This is a genomic window from Roseomonas sp. HF4 (assembly GCF_005222755.1).
Lineage (GTDB): Bacteria > Pseudomonadota > Alphaproteobacteria > Acetobacterales > Acetobacteraceae > Neoroseomonas.
The window spans coordinates 99,025-126,021 of record NZ_STGD01000012.1 but is presented as its reverse complement, the minus strand read 5'-3'; the positions used below and the strand labels follow the sequence as shown (position 1 = coordinate 126,021).

Genomic DNA, 26,997 nt, shown 5'->3' with positions numbered 1-26,997 from the left:
TCCGTGATTCCCGCCCTGATGCCGACCTACAACCGTGCCGACCTCGCCTTCGAGAAGGGCGAAGGGGCGCGCCTGTGGACGGTGGACGGGCGACGATTCCTGGATTTCGGCGCGGGCATCGCGACCTCCTCGCTCGGCCACGGCCACCCGCACCTGACGCGCGCCATCGCCGAGCAGGCGGCGCGCGTCATGCACGTCTCGAACCTCTATCGCGTGCCGCAGGCCGAGGAACTGGCCGCGCGCCACGTGGCGGCGTCCTTCGCGGACAGCGTCTTCTTCTGCAATTCGGGCGCCGAGGCGAACGAGGGCATGGTGAAGGCGGTGCGGAAGTACCATGCCGAGAACGGCCACCCCGAGCGCTTCGGGATGATCTGCTTCGACGGCGCCTTCCACGGCCGCACCCTGGCCATGCTGGCGGCCACGGGCAACGAGAAGTACCTGGCCGGCTTCGGCCCGGTGGTCGAGGGCTTTACCCATGTGCCCTTCGACAACATGAACGCGGTCCGCGCGGCCATCACGCCGCAGACCGCGGGCATCATGATCGAGCCGATCCAGGGCGAGGGCGGCGTGCGTCCCGCGCCGCTGCGCTTCCTGCGCGAACTGCGACAGGTCTGCGACGAATACGGCCTGCTGCTGGCGCTCGATGAGGTGCAGACCGGCATGGGGCGTTCCGGCAAGCTCTGGGCGCACCAGTGGGCGGGGATCGAGCCCGACGTCATGTCGAGCGCCAAGGGCATCGGCGGCGGCTTCCCGCTCGGCGCGATCCTGGCGAAGGAGAAGGTGGCGAAGCACCTCAAGCCCGGCACCCACGGCACGACCTATGGCGGCAATCCGCTGGCCTGCGCGGCCGGCCTCGCCGTCATGGACGTGGTGATGGCGCCGGGGTTCCTGGACGGCGTCGACCGCGTCGCGCGGCATCTCTGGCGCGGCATGCTCGGCCTGGCGGATCGTCACCCCTCGGTCGTCGAGGGCGTGCGCGGCGCCGGCCTGCTGCTCGGCCTGCAACTGAAGCCCGAGGTCTCCAACGGCGACATGCAGGCCGCCGCGGTGCAGGAAGGCCTGCTGACGGTGGCGGCGGGGATGAACGTGCTGCGCGTCGCGCCGCCGCTCATCATCACCGAGGCCGAGGCGGACGAGGCGGTCGACCTGCTCGACCGCGCCTGCCGCCGCCTGACGCCCGGAGCCGCCCAGGCGGCGGCGCAGTGAGCGCGGTGCTCAAGCCTGTCGGCGGGGGGCCCGAAGCCCCCCGCCACTTCCTTGAGATCATGGATATCGACGCGGGCGCGCTGCGGCGCATGCTCGACCTCGGCGCCCGGGCCAAGCGCGGCGAGCTGTCCGGCCGCCCGCTTGCCGGCAAGACAGTCGCGCTGATCTTCGAGAAGCCGTCCACGCGCACGCGCGTGTCCTTCGAGGTCGGCATCCGCCAGCTTGGCGGCGACGTGGTCGTGCTGTCGTCGAAGGACATGCAGCTCGGCCGCGGCGAGACGCCGGCCGACACGGCGCGCGTGCTGTCGCGCTACGTGGACGCCATCATGCTGCGCACCGACAACGTGCAGAAGATCCGCGAACTCGCCGAACACGCCACGGTGCCGGTCATCAACGGCCTGACCGACGTGTCCCACCCCTGCCAGATCATGGCCGACGTGATGACCTTCGAGGAACATCGCGGCCCGATCGCCGGCCAGGTCGTGGCCTGGACCGGGGATGGCAACAACGTCGCGCAGTCCTTCATCCAGGCGGCGGCACGCTTCGGCTTCACGCTGCGCATCGCGACGCCGCCCGAACTCGCGCCGCCGGCCGAGCTGATCGCCTGGGCGCGCCGCGAAGGGGCGCGGATCGAGCTCACCAACGACCCGATCGCGGCAGTGGCCGATGCGCGCTGCGTCGTCACCGACACCTGGGTCTCGATGTCCGACGAGACGCCGGACGCGGCGACGGTCAGCCGGCACAACCTGCTGGCGCCCTACCAGCTCAACGCGGCGCTGCTGAAGCGCGCGGCCCCCGATGCGATCGTCATGCACTGCCTGCCCGCGCATCGCGGGGAGGAGATCACCGACGAGGTGATGGACGGCCCGCAATCGGTGGTTTTCGACGAGGCCGAGAACCGCCTGCACGCCCAGAAGGGCGTGCTGATGTGGGCGCTGGGGCTGGCCTGAGGCACCGGAGGGGCGCCGCCCCTCCAGACCGCACCACCGAATGCCGAAGGACCTTCGGGAACCGGCGTCCGCGAGGCGCCGCGATGCCGGGTGATGCGGCGCCCGGTCCCATGGAATGGGGGGCTGTGCCGCTCGGGATGCCGCCCCTGCGCCCGAAGCATGGTCCCGGCTTGGACGTCGCCGCGCTCCCGCCCTATCTAGGCCTCGTGTCCAGCCCCACCGAACCCTCCCGCACCCCCGATTTCCTGAACCACGATCGCCCGCCGGTGCCCGACATCGTGGTCGCGCGCGGGGTCCAGCCCTTCCACCTGCACCGGCAGCCGGTGCGTGGGCGGCTCGTGCGGCTCGGCCCGCTGGCCGATGCGCTGCTGACCCGGCACGACACCCATCCCGCCGTCACGGCGCTGGCGGGGGAGGCGCTGGCGCTCACCGCCGGGCTCGCCGCCGCGCTGAAGTTCCGCGGGTCGTTCTCGCTGCAGGCCAAGGGCGACGGGCCGGTGCCGATGCTGCTGGCGGACTGCACCGATGCGGGCGCGCTGCGCGGCTATGCCCGCGCGCAGGACGACCGGCTGGCGCCGCTGCTGGCGGACGGTGCGGCGCCGTCCGCCGCCGCGCTGCTCGGCCAGGGCTACCTCGCCTTCACCTGCGACCAGGGGCCCGAGATGGACCGCTACCAGGGCATCGTCGCGATCGAGGGCGAGACCCTCACCGGCATGACGGGCACCTATTTCCGGACCTCGGAACAGCTCGCGACCCATGTCCACCTGGCCTGCGCGCAGACGGCGGCCGGCTGGCGCGCCGGCGCGCTGATCCTCGAGCGCGTGGCGGGCGATGGCGGCATCGGCGCGGACATGGACCGGGAGGCCGAGGACGAGGCCTGGCGCACCGCCGTCGCGCTGGCTGCCACGCTGACCGATGCGGAACTGCTGGACGACGCCCTGCCGGGCGAGCGGCTGCTGCACCGCCTGTTCTCGCTTGAGGGGCTGGCGCTCGACCGCCCGCGCGCGCTCTCCTACGGCTGCCGCTGTTCGCGGGCGAAGCTGGCCGGCGTGCTGGCGGGCTTCGGGGAGGAGGATCTCGACCACATGGCCGAGGAAGGGACGATCACCATGACCTGCGAGTTCTGCAACCTCGGCTTCCGCTTCGACCGCGCCGAATTGCGCGGCGCCGAGGGCTGAGGCGGATGGCGCTGCCCCGCCGCGGCGCGCTTGTCGCCGCCCTCGGCCTCGCCGCGTGCGGGCGCACGCCGGAGGAAGCCTTCGCCCCCGGGCCGCCGCCTTCCTATGCCTACCTGCTGCCGCTCCGCCTCGCGGTCGGGCGGATCGAGGTGCTGCCGGCCGCCAACCCGGTGGCGACACGCACCATGCCGCCCGCGCCGGTAGCGCCGGCCGACGTGGTGCGCACCATGGCCGAGGAACGCCTGCAGGCCGCCGGCGGCCCGGCCACCGCGCGCTTCCGCACCCAGATCGCGACCCTGACGCGGGAGCCCGCCTCCGGCGGCGGGGTCTTCGGCGCGGCGACCGAACGGCTGAACTGCATCCTGCGCTGCCGGCTCGAGGTGGTGGGAGAGGATGGCGCGCCGGTCGGCTTCGCCGAGGCCGAGGTCAACCGCGCCTCGATCCGTCCCGCCGGCAGCCAGGCGGACCGTGCCCGCGCGGCGGACGAGATCGTTCGCCAGGCCGGGCGCGACCTGAACGTCGAGTTCGAATTCCAGCTGCGCCGCAACCTCCGCGCCCTGCTGCGCGCACCCGAGGCGCCCGGCGCGCCCGCCGAAACCCCGGCCGAGGGCGCCCCGACCCCGCCCGAGGCCCTCTCCATCTGAAGGAGCCCGCCATGGCCCGCATCGCCTTCTCCAACCCGCCCGGCGCACCGCAGCCGCAGTCCCGCTATTCCCAGGCGGCGCTGATCGAGGGCGAAGGCCGGCGCCTCGTCATCTCGGGCCAGGTCGGCGTGCGGCCGGACGGCAGCACCGTCCCCCACCCCGAGGACCAGATCGACCAGGCGCTGGCCAATCTCGGCGCCGTGCTCGCGGCGCACGGCATGGCGCCGGCGAACATCGTCAAGGTCACGGTCTTCCTGACGGAAACGGCCCTGGTCCCGATCTGGCGCATGAAGCGGGACGCCTTCATGGCCGGCCATGCGCCGACCAGCACCCTGCTGATCGTGGCGGGCCTCGCCAGCGGGGATTTCCAGGTGGAGGTGGAGGCCGAGGCGGTCGCCTGAGACCGGCCGGCCTTCCGGCTGACCTGGCGCCGGCCATCGGGCGTCCCCCGCCCTGCCGCCGAGGATCGACGGCATCGGCCGCCTTTCCCTCCGCGTCCCTTCCGGCCTAGCCTCGCGGCAAGGCACGGGAGGACGGGCCATGAAGCGACGCACGGCATTGATCGGCATCGGCGCGCTCGCCGCACTGCCCGCGGGCGCGCAGGAGGCGTGGCCGGCCCGGCCGGTCCGCCTCGTCGTTCCCTTCGCGCCCGGCGCATCCTCCGACACCCTCGCGCGGCTGATCAGCGCCAAGGCAGCCGGGCCGCTCGGCGGCAGCTTCGTGGTCGAGAACCGCGCCGGCGCGGGCGGGCTGCTCGCGGTGCAACACGTCGCGCGCGCGGCACCCGACGGCTACACCTTCCTCTGGGGCGGCGGCACGGCCATCACCAACGCGGTGATGCAGGCCAATCCCGGCTTCGACGTGCTGCGTGACTTCACGCCCGTCATCGTCATCGCCGAGCACCCGGCCGTGCTCGCGGTGAAGCCCGACAAGCCGTGGCGCACGATCGCCGAGCTCCTCGCCGCCGCGAAGGGCGTGCAGGGCGGGCTGCGCTACGGCTCGGGCGGCGTCGGCACGCCGGCGCACATGGCCGCCGCCGCCATGCTCCGCATCATCGGCGCCGAGGGCACGCATGTCCCCTATCGCGGCGCTAACCAGGCGACGCTGGCGGTCGAGCAGGGGGAGGTGGATTTCGCGTTCGCCATCAGCAACATCGCCCTGCCGCGACACCAGCAGGGGGCGGTGCGCATCCTCTGCACCGCGGGGTCCCGCCGCATGTCCGCGCTGCCCGAGGTGCCGACCCTGGCCGAGACGGTGCCGGGCGGGCCGGTGGTGATCAGCGCCTCCTCCATCGTCGGGCCGGCCGGCGTACCGGCAGCGATCGCGACGCGGCTGCACGCGGCCTTCCGGACGGCAGCGCAGGACCCGGCGCTCGGCGCCTCCATCGCGGCGGAAGGCGGCGACATCACGCTCTCGGAAAGCCCGGCCGCCTATGCAGCGGGGTGGGAAGGGGAGCTGCGGCGGTTGCAGGAGCTGGTGCGGGTGTCAGGGGCGCGGGCGGAATGAACGGGGACCAGAAGGTCGGGGAGAGGGAACTCCCCCCGAATCTCCCCTCCTTCTTTGGAGTTTGGCACCAGGTGACAAAGAAGGGAGGGGGATCGGGGGAGGTTCTCCTCCCCCGACCGTCATGAACCCCGCCGCCTTCTTCGCCGACTACGACGCCTTCGGCGAACGCCGCACCGGCGGCGAGGGCGATGCCGCCGCCGCCGCCTGGCTGCACGCGCGCGCGGCCGCCACGGGCGCCGCAGCCGTGCTGGTGGCCGTTCCCTTCACACGCTTCACGCCGGGCGCCGCGCGGCTCGAGGCCGGCGGCGCGGTCTTCGAGGGCCTGCCGCTGTTCGATGGCGGGCTGACCGCGGGCATCTCCGGCGCGCTCGGCCCGCTCGGCTCGGATGCGCCGATCGGCTTCGCCGAGATGGACCCGGCGGCGGCCAGCCTGCCGGGCAACGCCTTCGCCCGCGCGCGGGCGGACAGCCGCCATGCCGGCATCGTCGTCGCGCTGCGCACGAAGCCCGACGGGCTGGCGCCGCTTAACGCGCATGATGCGGAAGCGCCCTTCGGCCCGCCCGTGCTGCAGGTAGCGGGGCGGGATTCGCTGCGGATCGGCGTGCTGGCCGAGGCCGGCGCCGCCGCGCGGCTGGTGGTGGACGGCCTGCGCGCGCCGGGGCTGACGCACAACATCCGCGCGGCGCTGCCCGGCGCGGCGCCGCCGCTCGTCCTGCTGACGCCGCGGACCTCCTGGTGGACCAGCACCGCAGAACGCGGCGGCGGCGTGCTCGCCTGGCTGACGGCGCTGCAGGCGCTGGCCGGGGCGAAGCGCGCGCGCGGCGTCGTCGCGCTGGCCACCTGCGGCCATGAGCTCGGCCATATCGGCGCGCATCGCGCCTTCGGCGCGGAACCGGCGCTGGTGGCCGAGGCGCCGGTCGTGATCCACCTCGGCGCCAATCTCGGCACGGCGGAGGACGAACGGCTGACGGTGCGGAGCAATGTGGTCGGGTTGGCGCAGCGCATGGCCGAGGCGCTGGTCGCGGCCGGCCATCCCGCGCCGCCACTCGAGGTCGTGACCGGCGGTACGGCGAACGGGGAGGCGCACGAGGTCGAGCACCGCGGCGGGCGCTATCTGTCCCTGATCGGGAAGAACCCCTGGTTCCACGCGCCGGAGGACCGCTGGCCGGTCAGCGTGGACTGCGCGCGGGCCGGCGCCATCGCGCAGGCGGTGGCGGCGATGGCGGTGGACCTGGCGGCGCGCTGAGGGCGCGTCACCAGCCCCCGTCCAACGGCGCCCGCGACGCGAGGCCGAGGCGGATGGGTTCGGGCGGCTCGAAGCCCTCGTTCTCGGGCAGCGGGTCCTCGCGCTTCGCGGCGCCCAGCGCGGCGACGGTCGCGAGCCCCGCCAGGATGCCTGACCCCGCCAGCGCCGGCCGGTCATCATACCAGTCGAACCAGGGCAGGCCCGCGCGCGTGTAGTCGGCGGCGCTGGGCGGGACGGTCGGCGGCGCCTCCGCGGTCATGGCCTGCCAGTCCAGGCTGTTCGCCAGATGGACGAAGCAGCGGGACCGCGCGGACATCTCCCAGGCGTCGGGCTTTTCGTATGCCCTGACGATCGCCTGCGCGATGGCGCCACCGGCGCCGAGGCCGATGTTGTGCGCAAGAAAATGCACCTGTCCGGGCTTGATGGGCCCCATTTTCGCCTCGGCTTCCGCGAACAGGGCCCGCAGGCGCTCCCGCGCGGCCAGCCTCTCCTGCCAGATCGCGGCGCGGGCGGGGTGGGCGAGCAGTTGCACGCCGCCATGCTCAGCCTTGCCCGTGAGCTGTTCCTCGGCCGTGTAGCCGGCGCCGAGTGGCATCGCGACGAACTGCCGCACGATGCCCTTGCGGACGCAGAATCCGTCCAGCCAGCGCTGGCCCGGCACTTCGACGTAATCCTGGTCGGCGAAATCGGGCGCATTCTCCCATGGCTTGCCGTTCACCGCGTTCACCTTGCCGGCAGCGATCTTCAGGAGGAACGGGTAGCCCGTGGGGGAGGAGAAGTTCAGCCAGCACGCCTCCGCCTGCCACATCGGCATGGCGACGCCGCCGTGCCTCGCCCATCCCACCGGCAATCTTGCGGGGTCGAGGTCGTCCACCGCGCGCAGCGGGAAGCGGCCGAGGCCAGGCGGCAGGTGGTGGCGCCGCCCGTCGTCGGGCACGCGCAACGTGCGCTGGAACTCGACGCGCAGCACGGCGTCCGGATGGATTTCCGGGAACTCGAAGACCAGCGCGTCGTCATCGAGGCCGAGGGCCATGGCGGTGTCCTTCCGGGCTACCAATCCCCGTCGCGGATGCGGCGGAGCGTGCGTTGCAGGTCGGGCTCGGGCAGGTCGCGGAGCGCGCGGACGGCCTCGGCCAGGGCGGGGCGGGCGAGCAGCGCGGCAGTGACGTCCTCGGCCACGCGGCCCGCGAGCGGGAGCAGCGCCTCCGCCTCCAGGCCGAGATCGGCGGCCAGCGCGCGGAGGAAGGCCTCCGTCGGGCGCTGCGCGCCGCGTTCGATCAGGGAAAGGTAGGTGGCCGAGACGCCGAGCCGCGCGGCGACCGCACGCACCGAGAACAGCCGCGGTTCCACCACCGCACGGCGCAGGCGGGCGCGGCGCAGGCGGGGGCCGAGCTCGGCATCGGGTCGGGCCTCGGCGGTGATCATAACTGTCAACTAGACAGTTGACATTGTCTCGTCAAGAAAAAGGGCCCGTGCCGTCCGGGCCCTTGTTCCGTCGCGCCGGCGGGCCGTTCAGCCTTCCCCGCCCGCGCCCCGCTGGCCCTGGATCATCGACAGGAACTCGCGTCGCGTGGAGGCGTCGTCGCGGAAGGCACCGAGCATCCGGCTGGTCACCATGGACACGCCGGTCTTGTGCACGCCGCGCGTCGTCATGCACTGGTGCACCGCCTCGAACACCACGGCGACGCCCTTGGGCTGCAGCACGTCGTTGATGACGTTGGCCACCTGCGCGGTCAGCTTTTCCTGGATCTGCAGGCGCTTGCCGAAGGCCTCGACCACGCGCGCGAGCTTGCTGATGCCGACGACGCGCCCGTTCGGCAGGTAGGCGATGTGCGCCTTGCCGATGATCGGGCACATGTGGTGCTCGCACATGCTCTCGACGCGGATGTCGCGCAGCAGCACCATCTCGTCATAGCCCTCGACTTCCTCGAAGGACCGGGCGAGCAGCTCGACCGGGTCCTCCTCGTAGCCGCAGAACCATTCGCGATACGCCTTGGCCACGCGTTGCGGCGTGTCGAGCAGGCCTTCGCGGTTGGGGTCATCCCCCGCCCAGAGCAGCAGCGTGCGGATGGCGTCCTCGGCCTCGGCCTGCGTCGGGCGCGGCAGGCTCGAGGCCTGGTCGTCCGCGGGGCGGGAGGGGGGCAGGTGGATGTTCACGGGTCGGGATTCTTTCAGGGGGCGCACTGCGTCGGGCCATGCTCCGTGCCGGCGCGTCACGGCGCCTTCCTCGCAAACGCAAATGGGGGGGTGTCGCGACCGCGCAAGGCGGCCCGCGTCAATGCACCCGTCCCGAGGGCTGGTGCGGGCTGTCGAGGCTGAAGGCCGGGATCGCCACGTCGAAGCCCTCGCCGCTGTCCTGCACAACCATGTGGTAGGACCCCCGCATGAAGCCCGAGGCCGTCGGGAGCGGCGTGCCGGAGGTGTATTCGAAGCGCTCGCCGGGCTCGAGCACCGGCGTCTCGCCGATCACGCCCGCGCCATGGATGGTCTGCGTGCGGCCGAGCCCGTCGGTGATCTGCCAGGTGCGCCGGAGCAGCCGCACCGCCTCGGGTCCGGTATTGGCGATCTCGACGCGATAGGCCCAGACATACTGGCCCTGGTCGGGTTCCGACTGGTCCGCGAGGTAGAAGGCACGGACCGTCACGCGGATGCCGCGCGTCGTCGCGCTGAATTCTTCCTTCGTGGCCATCTGAGCGTTGCTCCCCAGGCGACATTCAAGCGTCGCGGGAGCGCTTTTGTCCACCTCCGCGTCGCGCGCCGCCTCAGGACGAGCCGCGTATCGCGGCCGTCGCCGCCCCCGCGCCGACGAGCACTGCGCCGCCGGCGCGGTTGAAGGCGCGCCGCAGGGCGGGCCTGCGGATGGCGCCCGAGAGCCGCGCCGCGAGCAGCGCATAGACCGCGGCATTCACCGCCGCGAGCGTCACGAAGGATGCGATCATCACTGCCGCCTGCGGCGCGAAGGCCGCCGCCGGGTCGACGAACAACGGCACGAAGGCGACGAAGAAGGCGATGCCCTTCGGGTTCAGCGCCGTCACGACATAGGCGTCGCGGAAGGCGCGACGCGCCGTCACGGGCGGCGCGGCGGCGGCATCCACCGGCGCCCGCCACATCCGCACGCCGAGCCATACGAGATAGGCCGCGCCCGCGAACTTCAGCACCGTGAACACCGTCGCCGAGGCCGCGAGCAGCGCGCCGAGGCCGGCCAGCGAGAGCGTCATCGCCGTGAGGTCGCCGAGCGCCACGCCGGCGACCAGCGGCAGCGCCGCGCGCGCGCCCCCGCCGAGCGACTGGCCGACCACGAGCAGGACGGTCGGCCCCGGGATCGCCAGCATCACCGCCGTCGCCGCCAGGAAGGCGAGCCAGGCGTCGAGCGCCACGACGCTATTCCGCCGCGCGCGCCGGCGCCGCGTTGGCGGCGTCGAGCGCCTGGCTCAGGTCGTCGATGATGTCGGCCACGTCCTCGAGCCCGACGGAAAGCCGCACCGTGCCGTCCGCGATGCCGAGCCGCGCGCGTTCTTCCGCCCCCACGCGCATGTGCGTCGTCGTCGCCGGGTGCGTCGCGAGCGACTTGGAATCGCCGAGGTTGTTCGAGATGTCGATGAGCCGCAGCGCGTCCATGAAGCGGAAGCACGCGTCCTTCCCGCCCTTGAGATCGAAGGTGACGAGCGTGCCGCCGGCCGACATCTGCGCCATGGCGAGCTTCTGCTGCGGATGGTCGGCGCGGAAGGGATAGAGCACGCGCGCGACCTCGGCCCGCTCGGCCAGCATGTCGGCGACGGCGGCAGCGCTGCGGCACATGGCGGGCACGCGCAGGTGCAGCGTCTCCAGCCCCTTCAGGATGACCCAGGCGTTGAACGGGCTGAGCGACGGGCCGGTGTTGCGGATGAACGGCTGCAGCGTGTCCTCCACCCACTTCTTCGAGCCCATCACGCAGCCGCCCAGCACGCGGCCCTGGCCGTCGAAATGCTTCGTCGCGGAATAGACGACGATGTCCGCGCCCGACTGCATCGGCTTCTGCAGCAGCGGCGTGGCGAAGACATTGTCCACCACCACGAGCGCGCCGGCCTTGTGCGCCAGGTCGCAGACCGCCTTCAGGTCCACGATCTCGAGCATCGGGTTGGACGGCGTCTCGAGCAGCACCATCGTGGCCGGCTTCGACAGCGCCGCCGCCCACTGCGCCAGGTCGGCGCCGTCCACGAACTCGGTCGCGATGCCGTAGCGCGGCAGCAGGGTCGAGACGATCCAGTGGCAGGACCCGAACAGCGCGCGGGACGCGACGACGCGGTCGCCGGCCTTGAGGTGCGAGAGCATCGCGGCATGCACGGCGGCCATGCCGGTGGCGGTGGCGCGGCAGGCCTCGGCGCCTTCCAGCGCGGCGAGGCGGGCTTCCAGCATGCCCACGGTCGGGTTGCCGAAGCGCGAATACTGGTAGTGCACCTCGGTGCCGGCGAAGGTCGCCTCGGCCTGGGCGGCGCTGTCGTAGACGAAGCCGGAGGTGAGGAACATCGCCTCCGCCGTCTCGTCGAAGCCCGAGCGCATCTGGCCGCCGCGCACGAGCAGCGTCGCAGGGCGGAGAGGGCGGTTCGGGGTCTTCCTGGCCATCGGGCGGCACCTTCACGGATGAATGGCGTCCGGCCCCTTCGCGGGCGGCGGATGCCGGGCATCCGCACGGCCGTTTAGCGCGCTTATTTTCCGCATCGTTGCCGATGCGACCCCCGAGGGGGACCTCGCCGCAAGCTGGCCGGACAAATCGCGAGGGGTGTTGCCACCGGCATCGTCGTTACGCCCGGGCGGGGCCGTGGGTCAAGCCGGGCCTGACGCGACCCTGCGTCGCCCGGCCGCCCGGGCCCGGGCACCGTCACCGCGGCGGGTTCGGCAGTCGCGACCAGGATGCCGGATGAACCGTATCCCGCCACTGGTCCGTCGTGACCCAGGTGCCGCGGGTGCGGTCGAACCGCGCCGGGCGCGCCACCTCGAAGGACCGTGTCCCGCCTGCGGGGTCGGGCGTGCTCTCCTGGCAATGGACGAGGATCTCGGTGCCGTCCCGCGGGGCGGTCGCGATCGGCGCGCGCGCCTCGCCGCCGGGGGGCGTGGCGGCGGCCCGCACCGCGCGCCGCGGCAGCGCCAGGACGACGCCGAGCCCGGCCATCAGCGCGGCCAGCCCGCCGAGGATCCAGGGCGTGACCCCCGGCCCCGCCGCCAGCGCGACGGCCGTGCGGGCATTCGAAGCCGGGTCGGCCGGATCGTAGACGATGCGCACCGGGCTGCCCGGCGGAAGCTCGGATGGCGCCGCCGCGACGCCGGATCGCGCGCGCACCACGCGGCCGTCGGGGGTCCGGAAGCCTAGGACCGGGTAGGTCGTGGTGCTGCGCCGGCCGCGCACCTCCTCGTAGCCGAGGACCCGGCCCTCCACCGCGATGCCGCGCGATGCCAGGGTCCAGTGGTCGCGTGCCTGCGACCAGGCACCCCAGCCCAGCACCCCGCCGATGGCGAGGCAGAACAGGACCAGGACCATCGAACGCTCGCGGCCCGCTTCGGGCCTGTCGCGACCATCGGCCATCGGTTCCTCCCGGATGGCATCGCACGCTTCGCCCGGGCAGGCCGGCCGGCATCGCCGCGCACGGTGACCGCGGGCCCGAAGGCGCTTCGCGACCATGCCATGGGGCGGGGCTGCGGCGCGACGGGAATCGCGCCGCCTGCGGCGGCGTGTCCTTGCCCGCGACCGCCTGCCCCGCCTATAGAAGGGGCGCTGCGGGCGTAGTTCAGAGGTAGAACGTCAGCTTCCCAAGCTGAATGTCGTGGGTTCGATTCCCATCGCCCGCTCCAGCCCCAGCCCCGCTGAATCCCTGGAAAGCCAGCACACGCTTGGGCTTTGGCCAGTGCCGAACAGTCTCCGCTGAACCTCGATCGCGTGCGCTCATTCGCGCATGGAGACGCCGTTTTGCAGCTCTTCGCGGACGGTTTGGTCAAAAGCTGGTCAAATGCCGGTGGGCCGAAAGCCTCTGAATCCCGCGCTTTGCGCCGCCCCTTCGATGCTTCGTGGTCAACGTTCCCTGGCGCGCACGGCAGGGAGATGAATGGTCAAAGGGCTGCTGGCGGCTGCAACGCCGTAGCGAGGTCGGGCCGGGCGGCCAGCACGTCCACGCCGAGGACGTTGGGAGCCCACAGGTTCGGGAAGAGCCGCTCGCTCTCGCCAAGTGGAAAGGCGATACGCAGCGGTGCGTCCGTCGCGCCGACCAACAGGCCGCGCTCGACCAGTGCTGCGATCAGGCGGCGGGCCTGCCGGTCACCAGTCCCGAGCATCCCTTGCACCACCCCGCGCGGCACCTCGCCAGCGAGGACCGCGCGCTCCAGCACGGTCACGACCCGCGGGTCCAGGTGCCCTAATGCCGCCTCGGCGGCGACATGGGCTCTGACGCGGCTCGTAAGCGCCTCTGGAGAGAGAAGCGCGGTCATGAACAACACCTGATCGAGCGAGGCTGCGAGGAAAAAGCGGACGAATTCGGCCAGTCGGCCATCCGAGAGCAGTCCGCGGCCATCAAGCCCCCCCCTGAGGCGGCGCATCCGCTCGGGCGAGATAGGCGCGGTAGGCCTCCACGTTGCGGGCGAGGCCCCTGGCGACAGACCAGAGGGGCGAGCCAGCACCCGCTTGCCTCAGCAGCGCGTGCGACAGCACGGATGTGCCCTCCTTCGTATCGTGGAGGCGAAGACAGCTGTTGCCGGTGTCCACCTCGGACCAGGTCAGGTTCAGGATCTCGCCGCGCCGGCATCCGGTCAGGGCGAGCAGCCGGGTGATCTTGGCCGAGGTGCTAAGCTGATCGTCGGCAAGCGCCTTCGCCAGCAGTTTCCCGAGCAGCCGATACTCGTCCTCCGAGAGACGGCGCGTCCTCTTCTGGTCCGCGGCTTTCCGGATGTCGTGTGCCGGGTTGCTTTCGATGATGCCGGCCTCCCGCGCATAGGTCAGCAGTGCACCGAGGAAGCCAACCGTGCGGCGACCCGTCCCCATGCCGCCGCGGATGGTGGCGCGCCCACGCCTCCGTGTTTTCATGTCGCCCTTCGTCTTGCCTGGCGCGATGTCGCGCATGAACTGCGTCACGTCGGCGATGGTGAGGTCGTTCACGCGCCGCGTGCCTAGCAGAGGGAAGATGTGGCGCTTGATCCGCCCCTCATCCGTGTAGATCGTCGAGGCTTTCTTCGGCCGTTGCTTCTTGCCGAGGATCAGGCCGGCCTTCGCGTCGGCCATATAGCGCTCCCAGAGTTCCTTGATCGTGACCGCACGGTGGTCGAGCTCCCGCTGCTCCGCCGGATTTTCGCCTTGCGCGATGCGGCCGAGGAGCACGCGGGCTTGTCGTCTCGCCGTCTCCGGCGTCCACAGGCCATGCGTGCCGATCGTGAAGCGCCGGGTACGCCCCTTGGCGCGATACTGCACGACGTAGCTGCGCCGTCCCGAGGTGAAGACCCGGAGGCCGAAGCCGGGCAGCTCGTCATCCCAGATGAAGTAGTCCGCATCCTGCGGCGTTGCCTGATCGATGGTGCGCTTGCTGCGCATTCCCAAGCCCTGTGGCCCTGGTCCGAGTTGGGACCCGTGGGCTCCATTCACGGGAGCACCACGGCAGCACCCGGGCCGAAACGTCGACGTGCAGACGGATACGCAATGCGGCGGCCGATGCCAGAAAAACTCAATCGATGTAGTGACTTAGATGGCCTCGGCGTGGAAAGAGAAAGCCTGGCGATCTCGTTCCGAAATCGATCCGAAATCGATTCGAAAGCAGAAGCGGAAGATTCGAATTCTTTCGGGTCCGCCGGTTTTCTCAACAGGCTGACCGAATTGCAGCCCTCCCGCGAGAAGCCGCAGCACGCGCATATTCCGCGCCAAACCGGATCGGGCTCCGGCGCATGGCTACGCCTGCCGCGTCGCGCGACAGGAGACGCGTTCGCCGATAAAGACGCGGGCGCCGTCACGCGCGGAACCCCGCCGCCGGCGGCGCGTCAGGCGTCCACGATCACCTCGAACCCACCGAAGATCATCCGGGTTCCGTCGAAGGGCATCTGGTCGATGGACCCCTTCATGCGCGGATCGGCGAAGACCTTCTGCATCCCCGCATCGCGCGTGGCCTTGTCGGGCCAGGTGATCCAGGAGAACACCACCGTCTCGTCAGGCCTGCGAAGCACGGCGGTGTGGAGGGAGTTCAGCTTGCCCTCGGGCACGTCGTCGCCCCAGCATTCCACCAGCGCGAGCGCGCCATGCTCCCTGAATACAACCGCCGCGTCCTCCGCATGGCGGCGGTATGTTTCCTTGTTCGCGGTCGGGACCGCCAGGACGAACCCGTCGACATACATGGGAACCCTCCATTCTGGCCCGTCGAATTGCGCGCCGCGTGCATCAGGTTCGGGTTCCTGGCACATCCGTCGCGCCCCCGGCAGAAGCGCTCGATTTCGTGGTCACCCGAGGGTCTGGCGCTTCCTCCGGACATGGGACGCGAAATTGTCGAGGATCGACTGCCAGCCATCGCGCTGCATATCGACGGCGTTTTGCGTCTCCGCGTCAAAGACCGTGGTCACCTTGATCCCGTCGCCGCATGGCTCGAAGGTCGTGCGCGCCCTGCGCCCGTCAGGCATGGCGAGGGTAACGGCCCGGTGCGGTTCGACTTCTTCGTAGACCCCATCGAAGTCGAAACCGAAGCTGCCGTCCTTGGCTTCCATCCGTGCCTTGTATGTACCGCCAACCCTCAGATCGACGATGGCGCCCGGGCAGCACCAGTCGTCGCTCGCGAAGTTCCATTCCTTGATGTCGGCGGGCGTGGTGAAGGTTTCCCACACGAGCTCGATCGGAGCCGCCACCACCGCTTCGACCGAGATTTTCTGTTCGGACACGCTTCTCCCTCCCCTCGGGATCCCGGCTGATATCCGGCGAACGCGTCAGCTGCGCCGCGCCGCCATAATGGCGGCGACGTCGATCTTTCGCATGGTCATCATGGCCGTGAAGGCGCGCCTGGCTTCCTCGCCATCGGCGGCCAGCGCCTCGGTCAGCACGCGCGGCGTGATCTGCCACGACAGGCCCCAGCGGTCCTTGCACCAGCCGCACATGCTCTCCTGCCCGCCATTCCCGACGATCGCGTTCCAGTAGCGATCGGTCTCCTCCTGGTCGTCGGTGGCGATCTGGAACGAGAACGCCTCGCTATGCCGGAAGGCTGGCCCGCCATTGAGGCCCATGCATGGGATTCCCGCGACCGTGAACTCCACGGTCAGCACGTCGCCGGCCTGGCCCGAAGGATAGTCGGCGGGCGCACGATGGACGGCGCTCACCTGGCTGTCGGGGAAGGTCGCGGCGTAGAAACGTGCGGCTTCCTCGGCATCCCTGTCGAACCAGAGACAGATCGTGTTCCGGGCCTTCATCCTGCCTCCGTGGCTAGGCCTGGGGGCCGGTCTGCAGGATCGCCCATTTGATCCCGAACGGATCGGCCAGCAGCCCCCAGTCGTCGCCCCAGAACTGGCGCTCATAGGGGGCGAGCACGGTGCAGCCCGCCGCCACCGCGCGGTCCCACCAGGCACGACCATCGGCGACGACGAGTTGCAGGTGGCCGAAGGCGTAGGATGGCGGCCCGCCGCTGCCGCCATGGTCGGTCATCATCAGCGCCCCGCCGTTGATGGCGACCTGCCCATGCATCAGGCCCGGAGCACCATCGGGCATCGGCATGCGCCCCATGTCCTCGGCCGCGAAGGCGCGGGCATAGAAGTCGCAGGCCTCGGCCGCGCGGCCTGCCATGGCGAGATACGGAATGACGCCCTGCATGAGCACGGCGTCGGGACGGGCAGGCGTGTCGTTCATGACGTCCTCCGTGTGTGGCGGTGCGTGGGCGGACCGTCTGGCCTTTTCCGAGAAACTTTGATATCAAATGATTATGCCGACGTCAAACACCGAAACCCTGCCCGCCGCGACCGTCCATCACATCCGCGACACCTGCCTGTGCCTTGCGACGCAACGCGCCGCACGGGCATTGGCACGGCGGTTCGATGCGGCGCTCAGGCCCTTCGGCCTGACCCACGGCCAGTTCTCGCTGATGGTCGCGCTCAACCGGCCGGAGCCACCGCCGATCGGGCGCCTCGCGCCGTTCCTCGCGATGGATGCCTCGACGCTGACGGCCGCGGTGAAGCCGCTGGAACGCCGGGGCCTGCTGCGGATCATTGCCGATACGCAGGACCGCAGGTCGCGCCGCGTGCAGATCACGCCCGAGGGGGTGTCGCTGCTGCGCGATGCGATCCCGGCCTGGCAGGCAACGCACGCCACGCTGGATGCGGGGCTCGGCCACGATGCCGCCGACGCGCTGCGGCAGGGGTTGGCGACCGTGCTGTGACGCCGACGGCACACGGGGGCGCGTGAACGCAGCCTGGGGCGCGCCGAGGGCAGACGTCGAATGGTCGCATCCCGCAGGGACCGCCGCTCGCCCTGGTCGGCACGCTCCGCCATGGCATGATCGGCCGGCAGCAGGCAGGCGAACATCATGACCATCACGCTCGTTCGGGGTCGCTACGTGATCGAGCGCGTCCTCGACCGCGACACCGCGGTGATCCACGAGGACGGCGCCGTGGCGGTCGAGGGCGACCGCATCGTCGCGATCGGGTCCCATGCCGACCTCGCCGCGCGCTGGCCCGCGGCCGGGACGCTCGGCTCCGACCGCCACGTCGTGCTCCCGGGCCTGGTCAACGGCCATCACCATGTCGGGCTGACGCCCGTGCAGCTCGGCTCGCTCGACCAGCCGCTCGAGCTCTGGTTCGCGACCCGCATGGTCGCGCGCGACGTCGACCTGCATCTCGACACGCTCTATTCGGCCTTCGAGATGATCGGCTCGGGCGTCACCACCGTGCAGCACCTGCACGGCCGCGCGCCCGGCCCGATCGAGGCGGTGGAGCAGGCCGCGCTCAAGGTCATCGGCGCCTATCGCGCGATCGGCATGCGCGTCTCCTACTCCTATGCCTTCCGCGACCAGAACATGCTGGTCTACGAGGACGACGCGGCCTTCGTCGCGCGGTTGCCGCAGGACCTCGGTGCCCGGCTGGCGGAGACCCTGGCCCGCTTCCGCATCACGGCGGAGGAGTATTTCGCCATGACCGCGCGCCTGGCCGAGGCGACGGAAGCGGACCCGCGCGTCGCGATCCAGCTGGCACCCACCAACCTGCACTGGGTCTCGGACAAGGCGCTCGAGGGCTTCCGCGACGTCTCGGAGGCGCGCGGCCTGCCGATGCACATGCACCTGAACGAGACCGCGTACCAGAAGCGCTACGCGCGGCTGCGCGGCGGCGGCACGGCGGCGGAATACCTGCGCGACCGCGGGCTGCTCGGCCCGCGCATGACGCTCGGCCACGCGGTCTGGCTGACCGAGGCGGACATCGACCTGGTCGCGGAGAGCGGGACGCTGATCTGCCACAATGCGAGCTCGAACCTCAGGCTGCGCAGCGGCGTCGCCTGCCTCAACTGCTTCGCGAAGCGCGGCATCCGCGTCGCGATGGGGATGGACGAGGCCGGCATCAACGACGACCGCGACATGCTGGCCGAGATGCGGCTCGTGCTCCGGCTGCACCGCGTGCCGGGTATGGACCCGGCCGAGGTGCCGACCGCGCCAGAGGTGCTGCGCATGGCGAGCGAGAACGGCGGCCTGACCACGCCCTTCGGCGCCGCCATCGGCACGCTCTCCCCGGGCTCCTTCGCGGACCTATCGCTCGTGTCCTGGGACGCGCTGAGCCACCCCTACCTGGACCCGCTCATTCCCGTGGTAGACGCGGTGCTGCTGCGCGCGAAGGCAGGGGGCGTGGAGACGGTGATGATCGGCGGCGAGGTCGTGATGCGGGACCGCCGCTTCACGCGCATCGACCGCGAGGCCGCGCTGGCCGAACTCGCCGCGCAGCTCGCCCTGCCGCTGAAGCCGGAGGAGGAACGCCGCCGCGTGCTCGCGCGCGACATCCTGCCGCATGTGCGCGACTTTTATGCCGGCTACTTGGACGGGGAGGTGCGCGAGCCCTTCTACGCGCCGAGTTCGCGACGTTGAGCCTGCGCGCCGGTCAGCGCGGGCTGGGGAAGCCCGTGAAGGCGTAGCCCTTGTTGCGGACCGTCGCGATGGTGCCGGTGCCGCGACGGCTGCCGAGCTTCAGGCGGATATTGTGCACAAGGTTGTCGAGCGCGCGGTCCTCGCAGCGGTAGTCGCGCCGCAGTACGGCGCGGGACAGGGTGTCGCGGTCCACCGGATGGCCGGGCCGCTCCATCAGCAGCGTGAGGAGTTCGTACTCCGTGCTGGTCAGAGCCACCGGCCGCCCGTCCGCGCCGAACACCTGGCGGAGCGCGAAATCAACGCGCCATTGCCCGGTCGGCGATGCCCCGGTGGCGCCACGCGGCGGTGCGGCGCGGCGCAGGTGGGCCCGCACGCGCGCCACCATCTCGCGTCCCGAGATCGGCTTGTGCAGGAAGTCGTCGGCGCCGACCTCCAGCCCGACGATTCGGTCCGCTTCCGAATTGTTGCCGGTAAGCATCAGGATGTGCGCGGTCGTGATGGCGCGCATTTCGTGGAGCACCGTCAGCGAATCCAGGCTGCCGAGCCACTGGTCCAGGATGACGACATCCACGCGGCTGCCGCGCAGGTGTCCCATCGCGGAAGCCCAGTCGGCCACCCGATGGGCCCGCATGCGGTATGCGTTGAGAAAGTCGACAAGTTCCTCGCCCACCGCATCGTCATCCTCGACGACGAGAATGCGCGGCAGATCCTGCGCGGCGGCGGACAGGGTCGCGTGCGGCGCGGGAACGGCGATGCTGCGATCCGGTGCTTCCGGCATGGTCGGAACACGTCCTTCACTCGGCGTCGCGGGCTTTGCGTCGGGCCCAAGGGGCGATGCTGGACCAGCCCTTGGCACGACGAGCGCTGCCACGCTCAATCTTTGTTACCGGACGGGGAAGCGTTAGAGAATATCAACTCGGCGTGCAAGGCGTGGGGCGGCACGTCGTGCAAACATTCCGGGACGGCAGTCCCAGGTTCCGGGCCCGCCAGGGCGGGCTTTACGATGTCGGTTGCCGCTCCAGGAACCTGGTCGTCCGGAACAGGAACCCGAGCAGGAAGCCGGCCGGGCCATGGGATCCGAGCGGATCCCGGCCCCGGGGCAGCGCGCGGCGGGTCGGATGGGTCCCCATCCGACCCTCTATCGGGCTAGTGCCGCGGCGCGGCCACGCGCGGCGCCGGCCGGGGCGCCTCCGCATCCGCGACGGCGCGCACCATGTCGAGCATCTTCCGGCGCTTGGCCGGATCGGAGATGCGGGCAAAGGCCTCCGCCACCAGCACGGCCTCCTGCACCGGCAGCCCTGCCAGGCCATCCACCGCCATCCGCGCGGCCATCGGGGCCGTGGGCCTCGGCGGGTGTTCGGCCTGGAAGAAGAAGGCGAGCTCGACGCGCAACACCTGCGCGACGGACAGCAGCGCCTCGGCCGAGCCGCGGGTCGTGCCGGCCTCGATGTCGCGCAGTTCCGCCTCGGTCAGCATCGCCAGTTCGGCCAGGCTGCCAGGTGAAAGGCCGCGCGCCGTCCGGGCGCCACGGACCCGCGCGCCGATGTGGCGCAGCATCTGCTGTTCCGTCGCCTCGCCGTCGGGCGTCGGCTGGGAGGCCCTGCGTCGGCCGATGATGCGCCCCTGCCGAGCCTGCTGCACGCGATCCCCCGATGCCCGCCGCCTGATCCGCCGGGACATCCGGCGGCGTGGCGGCCGGCCCAGTCCCAAGCCAACCGCCCCTGCATTCGCCGCGCCACGCCGAATCGCCTGTTCGGTGGAAAAGAGCACACGAATGCACGCAAACGAGGGGTTTATTTTTTTCGGGTTTTGTCGTTCAGGCGAAGCTTCGGCGCGCGCGGCGGGGTTCAGGTCTCGGCGCCGCCGTTCACCTGCAGCATCTGGCCGTTCACATAGGCCCCGCCCGGGGAGACGAGCAGCCGCGCCACCGCCGCCACCTCGGCCGGCGCGCCCTGCCGCCCGGCGGGCACGCGGGCGACAGCCGCGGCACGGTACTTCAGCGTCGCCGGGTCCGTCGGCTCGTCATCCGCCGCGATCGGCCCCGGGGAGATCGCGTTCACCGTGATGCCCTTCGGGCCGAATTCCTTCGCCAGCGCCTTGGTCAGCCCCCAGACCCCGTGCTTGGCCACGCTGACCGGCGCGCGTCCGCCATAGCCCTGGATGGCGTTCATGCCCGTGAAGTTCACGATCCGGCCCCAGCCGCGCGCCAGCATCCCCGGCAGGCAGAGGCGCGACAGCCGCACCGCGGCGTCGAGGTCCACCGCGATCACGCGATCCCATTCCTCCTCCGTCATCTCGAGGAACGGCTTCGCCGGCCGCAGCGCAGCATTGTTCACCAGCACGTCGACGCCGCCGAAGCGCGCCACGGCCTCGGCCGCGATGCGCGCGCATTCCTCCGGGCGGCCGACATCGCCCATCGCGACCAGCGCCTGCGCGCCGAGGCCGCGGACGGCCTCCGCCACGTTCTCGCAGGCCATGCGGTCGGAGGATCCGTTGACGACGACGTCGAAGCCGTCCTCCGCCAGGCCGAGCGCGACCGCGCGGCCGATGTTGCGACCTGCCCCGGTGATGAGGGCCGTCCTGCGCTGCTGTTCCATGTTCCTGCTCCCCGGTGGTGCGGGCCCCCTGGCCAAGCCGGGCGCTTCCCGCCTATTCCATGCACAACCCAACCCATCGGCCAGCGGAGCCCGCATGTCCACCTCCGGCCCCGTCCACCTGCGCTGGCGCGCCGCCGGCGCCGCGCCCGAGACCGAGACCTTCCCCGACCTCGACGCCGCGCTCGACGCGGTCGAGGCACGCTGGGAGACGCTGCGTGACCAGGCGCCGCAGATCCTCGACGCGCGCAGGATCCTGCTGATCACGACCGAGCAGCTCGCCGCCGCGATGGTCGAGGAGGACGAGGCGGAGAGCTGACGGCCGCCGCCGGCCAGGACGCGCCCGGCCGACCGCCGTGACCGCGCCGCGAGCCGCCGGCCCTGTCGTTCCCGCCGAGCCGGTGCAAGACTGCGCCGCGCAACGACGCGGGGGGCGGCCATGACGGCGGATGCCGACGACATCGAGGCGCGGCTCGCGGCCGTCATCGCTAAGCGCGGCTTCCTGCTGCCGCATCACGGGCTGATGGCCGTCGCGCTGCCCGACCTGCTGGCGGGCTACGACGCGGCCTACACCGCGCTCGCGCTGACGCCGCACCACCTGGATGAACGCAGCAAGGAATTCGTCTGGCTCGCCGTGCTGACCGCGGTGGAGGAGACGGTCACGACGCATCACGTCGTGAAGTTCCTGAAGGCGGGCGGGACTGATGCCGAGATCGAGCTCGCCGTGCGCCTGGGCGGCTTCCGGGAGGCAGGGCGGCGCATCGGCTTCGCCGCGCAGCATTGGTCCGTCCATGTGCCGGCATACGACCGCCGCGGCGCCTATCGCCGCGCGCTGGCGGCGCTCATCTCCGACATCGCCGTGCCGCCGGCCTGGATCGAGATGGCGATGGCCGCCGCCGCCGGTGCGCAGCGCGACTGGTGGGCCTTCGCAGAACATGTGCGCGGCGCCTATGCGGCCGGCGTGCCCGAGGACCATCTGGCCGAGGCGATCTCCATCATGATGTTCCCCGGCAGCGTGCCGAACTTCGTCGATGCCTGCGGGATCTGGCGCGACCTGGTGCGCGACGGCGCGGTGCCCGCGTCGGCGCGCTACCGCCGCTGGGCGGCGCTGGCGGGGCCTGCCGGCTGACCCGCCGTGTTGTGGTGCGCGGCACCGCTGCCTAGGATGCCCGCAAGGCCAACGATAATGAGCAACGGGAGACGGGACATGACGGAGTCTGACAGGACTAGGCTGGCGCGGCGCGAGATGCTGCAGGCGGCGGCATCGCTCGGCGGCATCGCGGCGCTGCAGGGCATCGGCACCGTGATCGGCATGACGGCGCGCCCGGCGCTGGCGCAATCGGTCGGCAGCCTCACGTCGCTCCGCTCCACGTCGAAGTCGTGGCTCTGGGCAGCCGAGGATTACGGCGTCGCGCGCCGGCACTTCGAAGCCTCGAGCGGGCTCAAGGTCGAACAGGCCTCGACGCAGCGCGGCGTGAACCACGACGCGCTGATCGGCGGCGCGGCCGACGTCCTGCTCGGCTCGCCGATCCAGAACATGCGGGTGCAGTTCCGCAACCAGCCTGTCGTGCTGATCCTCAGCATGGTGAACAAGTTCGCGTCCAACATCGTCATCAAGAAGGAAATCGCCGACCGGCTCGGCGTGACCGAGGCCTCGCCGCTGGAAGCCAAGGGCCGCGCCTTGAAGGGCTTGCGGCTCGGCACCACCGGCCCCGGCGGCGGGCCGGACCAGCTGCTGCGCTGGGCGATGCGGCGCGGCGGCGTCGATCCCGCGACCGAGGCGCAGCTTTCCCCCATCCGGGGCGGCGCGGCGATGATCGCGGCCATGGAGCGCGGGCAGATCGACGGCTTCTGCCTATCCTCCCCCACTTCGGACATCGCGATCCAGCGCGCTGGCGCGACCTACCTGTTCAACATGGCGACCAACCCGCCGGCGCAGCTGGCCGACTTCCCCTATATCGGCGCGGCCGTGACGCGGGAGACGATCGCCGCCAAGGGTCCCGCGCTCACCGCGTATTGCCGCGGCCTCGCGCTGGCGCTCCGCGAGATCAAGCAGAACCCGGCCGACTTCAAGGCATGGGCGAAGGGTTGGTTCGAAGGCATGCCGGAGGCGCTGTTCAACGTCTCCTTCGACAACAACCTGCCGATCTACCAGGCCGACCCGATGCCGACCGAGGCCGGCTTCCGCGCCAACGTCGCGTTCCTGGACGAGGACCAGAAGTCGCTCGGCCAGGACAGCGTGCCGGCCGGCTACACGCTCCGCAACGCCTACGACCTCCGGTTCGTCGAGCAGGCGATGCGGCAGCTGGGCTGAGACGGGCCTTGGCCATCGAGGTCCAGGGCGTCTCGAAGCACTTCGTGCGCAACCGCCGCGAGGTGGTGGCGATCGAGGATCTCAGCCTGACGATCGAGGAGGGCGAGTTCATCGCCCTCGTCGGCCCGTCGGGCTGCGGCAAGTCCACCCTGCTGAACATGATCGCGGGCATCCTCGACTGCACCGGCGGTGCCATCCTGCATGACGGGCGCGCAGTGAAGGGTGTCAACCGCGCGGTCGGCTACATGACGCAGGCGGAAAGCCTGCTGCCCTGGCGCACGGCGGAGGCCAATGTCTGGCTGCCGCTCGAGATCCGCGGTGCGCCGCGCGGTGAACGCACCGCGCGCGCCGCCGAATTGCTCGAGATGGTGAACCTCAAGGGCTTCGGCGGCCATTTCCCGAACGAGCTGTCGGGCGGCATGAGGAAGCGCGTGGCACTCGCACAGGTGCTGGCCTACGAGCCCGGCACGCTGCTGATGGACGAGCCCTTCGGCGCGCTCGACGCGCAGCTCAAGATGGTCATGCAGGAAGAACTGCTGAAGATCTGGGACCGGACGAAGAAGACCGTGGTTTTCGTCACCCACGACCTGGCCGAGGCGATCGCGCTCGCCGACCGCGTCGTGGTGTTCACCGGCCGCCCCGGCCGCATCAAGCTGATCGAGCCGATCGACCTGCCGCGCCCGCGCGACGTGTTCCGCGTCCGCTTCCACCCGCGCTTCCAGGAACTTTACGAGCATCTCTGGCAGTCGCTGGAAGCCGAGATCAGGATGGGGGAATCGCTATGAGCTTCTCCGCCGCCGAGGGCGCCGATTCCGGCGGGCTGCGCGTCTCCGCCGCGGTCGAGGAGCAGGAACTCCGCACCGTCCGTCGCCGCCGCATCCTGCGCGTCATCCAGATAGCGGTGGGCGTCGTGTTCCTGGTGTCCTGGCAGCTCGCCTCCGGCCGGCTGATCGACCCGTTCTTCGCTTCCTCCCCGCTCGAAGTGGGTGCCAAGCTCGTCATCTGGGTGGAGCGCGGCATCCTGTTCCGCAACCTCTCGATCACGCTCTACGCCATGCTGGCGGGCTTCCTGATCGGCTCGCTGATGGGCTTCGTGGTCGGCTTCCTGTTCGGCCGCTACGAATCGCTCTCGGCCATCTTCGACCCCTACATCACCGCCTTCTACTCGCTGCCCAAGATCGCGCTCGCGCCGCTCTTCATCATGTGGTTCGGCATCGGCATCGAGAGCAAGATCGCGATGTCGGCGATCATCGTCTTCTTCCTGGTGTTCCTGAACACCTATTCCGGCGTGCGCGATGTCTCGGCGGTGCACATCAACGCGGCGCGCATCATGGGCGCGTCGGAACTGCAGCTGCTGCGCATCGTCATCGCCCCCTCGGCCGCGGCCTGGGTGCTGGCAGGGCTCAAGGTCTCCGTGCCCTATGCGCTGATCGGCGCGGTGGTCGGAGAATTCATGTCCGCCAACCGCGGCATCGGCTACCTGATCGCGGAGGCCAGCGCGCAGTTTGACACCGCCGGCGTCTTCGCAGGGCTGATGGTGCTGGCGGTGGTCGGCATCATCCTGTCCGAGGTCATCAAGCGCGCTGAGAAGCGCATCCTGCGCTGGAGGCTCTGACGATGCCGGACGGCACCGCCATCGGCCGCGAGGCGCTCCGCGACGTTCCGGCGCGCGAAGTTCGGCAGGCGATCCGCGACGGGCGCTGGCGCGGCACCACGCACGACATGGCGCGCGGCTTCGTGCAGGCGAACCTCGCCATCCTGCCCGAGAGCCATGCGCTGGATTTCCTCCGCTTCTGCCTGCGCAACCCGAAGCCCTGCCCGCTGCTCGACGTGACGGACACCGGCAACCCGGAACCCGCGCGCGCCGCGCCGGGGGCGGACCTGCGCACCGACCTGTCGCGCTACGTCGTCTACCGCCACGGGAAGAAGGCTGCGGAGGTGAGCGACCTGCGCGACCTCTGGCGGCCCGACCATGTCGGCTTCGTCATGGGCTGCAGCCTGTCCTTCGACGCGGCGCTGGCCGAGGACGGCATCGACCCGGCCGAGCTGCGCCGCGGCCAGCAGGGCGCGCAGGCGCGCATCCCGGTCTATACCTCCTCCGTCGATTGCGTGCCCGCCGGCCCCTTCCGCGGCCCGTTGGTGGTCAGCCTGAAGCCGGTCCCGCGCCATCTGGCCGATCGGGTGCGCCAGGTGACGGAACGCTACCCGCTCGCGCATGGCGGCCCCGTCCATGTCGGCGATCCAGCCGCAATCGGCGTCGACCCGTCGCGCGCCGAATGGACCGAGGCCTGCGCCATCGGTCCCGACGAAGTGCCGATGTTCTGGGCCTGCGGCGTGACGCCCCAGGCCATCGCGCTCGCCGCCGGCATTCCCGAGATGATCACCCACGCCACGGGCCACATGTTCGTCACCGACCTGACGCTCGAGGACATCCGCCGATGACACGCAACAGCGTGATGGAGGGGATCGTCGCGGGCCGCCTCTCGCTCGGCCTGTCGCTCCGCATCGGGCGGGGGCTGGAAGCGGTGGCGGCGGCGAAGGCGGCCGGCTTCGACTGGCTGTTTCTCGACCTCGAGCACGGGCCGCAGAGCTTCGACCAGTTCAGCCAGATGGCGCTCGGCGCCCTGGCCATGGGGATCGCCCCCTTTGTGCGCGTGGGTGGGCACGAACCCTTCCACGCCAACCGCGCGCTGACCAACGGCGCGCTCGGCGTGTTCTTCCCGCATGTGGACACGGCCGAGGAAGCCGCCGCCTGCGCCGCCGCGGCCCGCTTCGGGCCCGACGGCATCCGCGGCGTCCCCGCCATCTTCCCGCATGTCGGCTACGCGAAGCCGCCGCTGGCCGAAGCCGCCCCGCGGCTCAACGCACTCACCACCGTCATCGCCATGATCGAGAGCGGCCGCGCCGTCGCGAATGCCGACGCCATCGCGGCGACGCCGGGCATCGACATCCTGTTCATCGGCGCCTCGGACCTGACGGTCGAGCGCGGCAAGCCCGGCGCCTACACCGATCCCGAGATCCGCGCGGCCTTCGACGCCGTCGCCGCAGCCTGCGCCAGGCACGGCAAGGTCGCGGGCTTCGGCGGCGTGGCGGATGCGGCACTGACCGCGGAACTGCTCGCGGGCGGGTATCGCTTCATGCTGGCGGGGAACGACTTCGACCTGCTGGTGGCCGGCGCCAAGGCGCGCATCGGGGCGTTGCGCGGGTAGGGCATCCGCGCGGACGCCCCCGCCTGAGGGGCTCTCGGGACGGGGCGCGTGTCTTGACGTGGAGGCCTTCGGAACGTCGGGGGAGGAGAACCTCCCCCGTACCCCC

32 protein-coding genes and 1 tRNA gene are annotated in these 26,997 nt (G+C 71.3%); 17 read left to right on the top strand and 16 right to left on the bottom strand.

Translation table 11 applies throughout. The annotated features are described in order from the left end of the window. Nucleotides 1–3 precede the first annotated feature (3 nt). The 7 genes from E8M80_RS18140 (at nucleotide 4) to E8M80_RS18110 (ending at nucleotide 6,730) form a co-directional block, all read left to right on the top strand. A complete protein-coding gene (locus E8M80_RS18140) occupies nucleotides 4–1,206 on the top strand; it encodes an aspartate aminotransferase family protein (protein ID WP_137127124.1) in 1,203 nt (400 codons plus the stop codon). Next, nucleotides 1,203–2,156, top strand: a complete 954-nt coding sequence (argF, locus tag E8M80_RS18135; protein ID WP_137127123.1) for an ornithine carbamoyltransferase — start codon at nucleotides 1,203–1,205, stop codon at nucleotides 2,154–2,156. The genes E8M80_RS18140 and argF overlap by 4 nt, the downstream gene beginning before the upstream one ends. Before the next feature lie 206 nt (nucleotides 2,157–2,362). Next, nucleotides 2,363–3,334, top strand: coding sequence for an Hsp33 family molecular chaperone HslO (locus E8M80_RS18130; protein WP_240790112.1), 972 nt, complete (start codon nucleotides 2,363–2,365; stop codon nucleotides 3,332–3,334). 5 nt (nucleotides 3,335–3,339) lie between these two features. Then, nucleotides 3,340–3,978, top strand: coding sequence for a hypothetical protein (locus E8M80_RS18125; RefSeq protein ID WP_137127122.1), 639 nt, complete (start codon nucleotides 3,340–3,342; stop codon nucleotides 3,976–3,978). Between the two features lie 11 nt (nucleotides 3,979–3,989). Then, nucleotides 3,990–4,379 carry a RidA family protein gene (locus E8M80_RS18120; protein ID WP_137127121.1) on the top strand — a complete coding sequence of 130 codons (390 nt, stop codon included), beginning with the start codon at nucleotides 3,990–3,992 and terminating at the stop codon, nucleotides 4,377–4,379. A gap of 139 nt (nucleotides 4,380–4,518) precedes the next feature. Then, on the top strand, nucleotides 4,519–5,484 hold the full coding sequence (locus tag E8M80_RS18115) for a tripartite tricarboxylate transporter substrate binding protein (protein WP_137127120.1): 966 nt from the start codon (nucleotides 4,519–4,521) through the stop codon (nucleotides 5,482–5,484). A gap of 121 nt (nucleotides 5,485–5,605) precedes the next feature. Continuing rightward, complete coding sequence (locus E8M80_RS18110) at nucleotides 5,606–6,730, top strand: hypothetical protein (RefSeq protein ID WP_137127119.1); 1,125 nt, start codon at nucleotides 5,606–5,608, stop codon at nucleotides 6,728–6,730. 7 nt (nucleotides 6,731–6,737) lie between these two features. Here E8M80_RS18110 and E8M80_RS18105 read toward each other — a convergent pair whose 3' ends face one another. From E8M80_RS18105 to E8M80_RS18075, 7 genes are all read right to left on the bottom strand, one after another. Continuing rightward, a complete protein-coding gene (locus E8M80_RS18105; RefSeq protein ID WP_137127118.1) occupies nucleotides 6,738–7,763 on the bottom strand; it encodes a hypothetical protein in 1,026 nt (341 codons plus the stop codon). Nucleotides 7,764–7,780: 17 nt separating this feature from the next. After that, the gene (locus tag E8M80_RS18100; RefSeq protein ID WP_240790118.1) at nucleotides 7,781–8,155 is read right to left on the bottom strand and encodes a helix-turn-helix domain-containing protein; all 375 of its coding nucleotides are present in this window, start codon (nucleotides 8,153–8,155) and stop codon (nucleotides 7,781–7,783) included. Between the two features lie 87 nt (nucleotides 8,156–8,242). Continuing rightward, complete coding sequence (gene folE, locus E8M80_RS18095) at nucleotides 8,243–8,881, bottom strand: GTP cyclohydrolase I FolE (RefSeq protein ID WP_370287460.1); 639 nt, start codon at nucleotides 8,879–8,881, stop codon at nucleotides 8,243–8,245. Between the two features lie 124 nt (nucleotides 8,882–9,005). Beyond that, nucleotides 9,006–9,419 carry a Co2+/Mg2+ efflux protein ApaG gene (apaG, locus tag E8M80_RS18090; protein ID WP_137127116.1) on the bottom strand — a complete coding sequence of 138 codons (414 nt, stop codon included), beginning with the start codon at nucleotides 9,417–9,419 and terminating at the stop codon, nucleotides 9,006–9,008. 73 nt (nucleotides 9,420–9,492) lie between these two features. After that, nucleotides 9,493–10,107, bottom strand: a complete 615-nt coding sequence (locus E8M80_RS18085; RefSeq protein WP_137127115.1) for a LysE family translocator — start codon at nucleotides 10,105–10,107, stop codon at nucleotides 9,493–9,495. 4 nt (nucleotides 10,108–10,111) lie between these two features. Then, nucleotides 10,112–11,332 carry an O-succinylhomoserine sulfhydrylase gene (metZ, locus tag E8M80_RS18080; RefSeq protein WP_137127114.1) on the bottom strand — a complete coding sequence of 407 codons (1,221 nt, stop codon included), beginning with the start codon at nucleotides 11,330–11,332 and terminating at the stop codon, nucleotides 10,112–10,114. Between the two features lie 256 nt (nucleotides 11,333–11,588). Next, the gene (locus E8M80_RS18075) at nucleotides 11,589–12,290 is read right to left on the bottom strand and encodes a DUF3592 domain-containing protein (protein WP_170979489.1); all 702 of its coding nucleotides are present in this window, start codon (nucleotides 12,288–12,290) and stop codon (nucleotides 11,589–11,591) included. A gap of 191 nt (nucleotides 12,291–12,481) precedes the next feature. On the opposite strand from E8M80_RS18075, the gene E8M80_RS18070 reads away from it, so the two are divergent. Continuing rightward, a tRNA-Gly gene (locus E8M80_RS18070) sits at nucleotides 12,482–12,556 on the top strand. A gap of 255 nt (nucleotides 12,557–12,811) precedes the next feature. Here the strand turns inward: E8M80_RS18070 and E8M80_RS18065 are convergent. From E8M80_RS18065 to E8M80_RS18040, 6 genes are all read right to left on the bottom strand, one after another. Continuing rightward, on the bottom strand, nucleotides 12,812–13,294 hold the full coding sequence (locus tag E8M80_RS18065; protein WP_137127112.1) for a hypothetical protein: 483 nt from the start codon (nucleotides 13,292–13,294) through the stop codon (nucleotides 12,812–12,814). Beyond that, the gene (locus E8M80_RS18060) at nucleotides 13,269–14,279 is read right to left on the bottom strand and encodes an integrase arm-type DNA-binding domain-containing protein (protein ID WP_240790110.1); all 1,011 of its coding nucleotides are present in this window, start codon (nucleotides 14,277–14,279) and stop codon (nucleotides 13,269–13,271) included. Before E8M80_RS18060 ends, E8M80_RS18065 begins: the two co-directional genes overlap by 26 nt. A 440-nt stretch (nucleotides 14,280–14,719) precedes the next feature. Next, nucleotides 14,720–15,070 carry a DUF1428 domain-containing protein gene (locus E8M80_RS18055; protein WP_137127110.1) on the bottom strand — a complete coding sequence of 117 codons (351 nt, stop codon included), beginning with the start codon at nucleotides 15,068–15,070 and terminating at the stop codon, nucleotides 14,720–14,722. A 102-nt stretch (nucleotides 15,071–15,172) separates the two neighbouring features. Beyond that, on the bottom strand, nucleotides 15,173–15,604 hold the full coding sequence (locus E8M80_RS18050) for an SRPBCC family protein (protein WP_137127109.1): 432 nt from the start codon (nucleotides 15,602–15,604) through the stop codon (nucleotides 15,173–15,175). A gap of 45 nt (nucleotides 15,605–15,649) precedes the next feature. Next, entirely contained in the window at nucleotides 15,650–16,126 is a 477-nt protein-coding gene (locus E8M80_RS18045) for a VOC family protein (protein WP_137127108.1), read from the bottom strand. A 13-nt stretch (nucleotides 16,127–16,139) separates the two neighbouring features. Further along, nucleotides 16,140–16,559: a glyoxalase/bleomycin resistance/extradiol dioxygenase family protein gene (locus tag E8M80_RS18040; RefSeq protein ID WP_137127107.1), complete on the bottom strand. Its 420-nt coding sequence runs from the start codon at nucleotides 16,557–16,559 to the stop codon at nucleotides 16,140–16,142. A 73-nt stretch (nucleotides 16,560–16,632) separates the two neighbouring features. Between E8M80_RS18040 and E8M80_RS18035 the strand changes: the two genes are divergently transcribed. Next, entirely contained in the window at nucleotides 16,633–17,085 is a 453-nt protein-coding gene (locus tag E8M80_RS18035; RefSeq protein ID WP_137127106.1) for a MarR family winged helix-turn-helix transcriptional regulator, read from the top strand. Between the two features lie 147 nt (nucleotides 17,086–17,232). Further along, nucleotides 17,233–18,774 (top strand): amidohydrolase family protein, encoded by a 1,542-nt coding sequence (locus E8M80_RS18030; RefSeq protein ID WP_137127105.1) that lies wholly within the window; start codon nucleotides 17,233–17,235, stop codon nucleotides 18,772–18,774. Between the two features lie 13 nt (nucleotides 18,775–18,787). Here the strand turns inward: E8M80_RS18030 and E8M80_RS18025 are convergent, their stop codons facing one another. The 3 genes from E8M80_RS18025 to E8M80_RS18015 all read right to left on the bottom strand — a co-directional run bounded on the left by E8M80_RS18025 (nucleotide 18,788) and on the right by E8M80_RS18015 (nucleotide 21,371). Next, entirely contained in the window at nucleotides 18,788–19,552 is a 765-nt protein-coding gene (locus E8M80_RS18025; protein WP_137127104.1) for a response regulator transcription factor, read from the bottom strand. Nucleotides 19,553–19,920: 368 nt separating this feature from the next. Next, a complete protein-coding gene (locus E8M80_RS18020; RefSeq protein ID WP_170979488.1) occupies nucleotides 19,921–20,331 on the bottom strand; it encodes a helix-turn-helix domain-containing protein in 411 nt (136 codons plus the stop codon). A gap of 290 nt (nucleotides 20,332–20,621) precedes the next feature. Then, entirely contained in the window at nucleotides 20,622–21,371 is a 750-nt protein-coding gene (locus E8M80_RS18015) for an SDR family NAD(P)-dependent oxidoreductase (protein ID WP_137127102.1), read from the bottom strand. Between the two features lie 94 nt (nucleotides 21,372–21,465). Here E8M80_RS18015 and E8M80_RS18010 point away from each other — a divergent pair, with 94 nt between their 5' ends. From E8M80_RS18010 to E8M80_RS17980, 7 genes are all read left to right on the top strand, one after another. Further along, entirely contained in the window at nucleotides 21,466–21,687 is a 222-nt protein-coding gene (locus E8M80_RS18010; RefSeq protein WP_137127101.1) for an aspartyl/asparaginyl beta-hydroxylase domain-containing protein, read from the top strand. 120 nt (nucleotides 21,688–21,807) lie between these two features. Further along, nucleotides 21,808–22,497, top strand: a complete 690-nt coding sequence (locus E8M80_RS18005; protein ID WP_137127100.1) for a carboxymuconolactone decarboxylase family protein — start codon at nucleotides 21,808–21,810, stop codon at nucleotides 22,495–22,497. 78 nt (nucleotides 22,498–22,575) lie between these two features. Beyond that, nucleotides 22,576–23,682, top strand: a complete 1,107-nt coding sequence (locus E8M80_RS26305; protein ID WP_206035659.1) for an ABC transporter substrate-binding protein — start codon at nucleotides 22,576–22,578, stop codon at nucleotides 23,680–23,682. A gap of 8 nt (nucleotides 23,683–23,690) precedes the next feature. Further along, a complete protein-coding gene (locus E8M80_RS17995) occupies nucleotides 23,691–24,467 on the top strand; it encodes an ABC transporter ATP-binding protein (protein WP_206035658.1) in 777 nt (258 codons plus the stop codon). Continuing rightward, nucleotides 24,464–25,297 (top strand): ABC transporter permease, encoded by an 834-nt coding sequence (locus E8M80_RS17990; protein WP_137127097.1) that lies wholly within the window; start codon nucleotides 24,464–24,466, stop codon nucleotides 25,295–25,297. The genes E8M80_RS17995 and E8M80_RS17990 overlap by 4 nt, the downstream gene beginning before the upstream one ends. A 2-nt stretch (nucleotides 25,298–25,299) precedes the next feature. Next, nucleotides 25,300–26,124 carry a putative hydro-lyase gene (locus E8M80_RS17985; protein ID WP_137127096.1) on the top strand — a complete coding sequence of 275 codons (825 nt, stop codon included), beginning with the start codon at nucleotides 25,300–25,302 and terminating at the stop codon, nucleotides 26,122–26,124. Beyond that, nucleotides 26,121–26,891: an aldolase/citrate lyase family protein gene (locus E8M80_RS17980; RefSeq protein WP_137127095.1), complete on the top strand. Its 771-nt coding sequence runs from the start codon at nucleotides 26,121–26,123 to the stop codon at nucleotides 26,889–26,891. Before E8M80_RS17985 ends, E8M80_RS17980 begins: the two co-directional genes overlap by 4 nt. The last annotated feature ends 106 nt before the right edge of the window (nucleotides 26,892–26,997 follow it).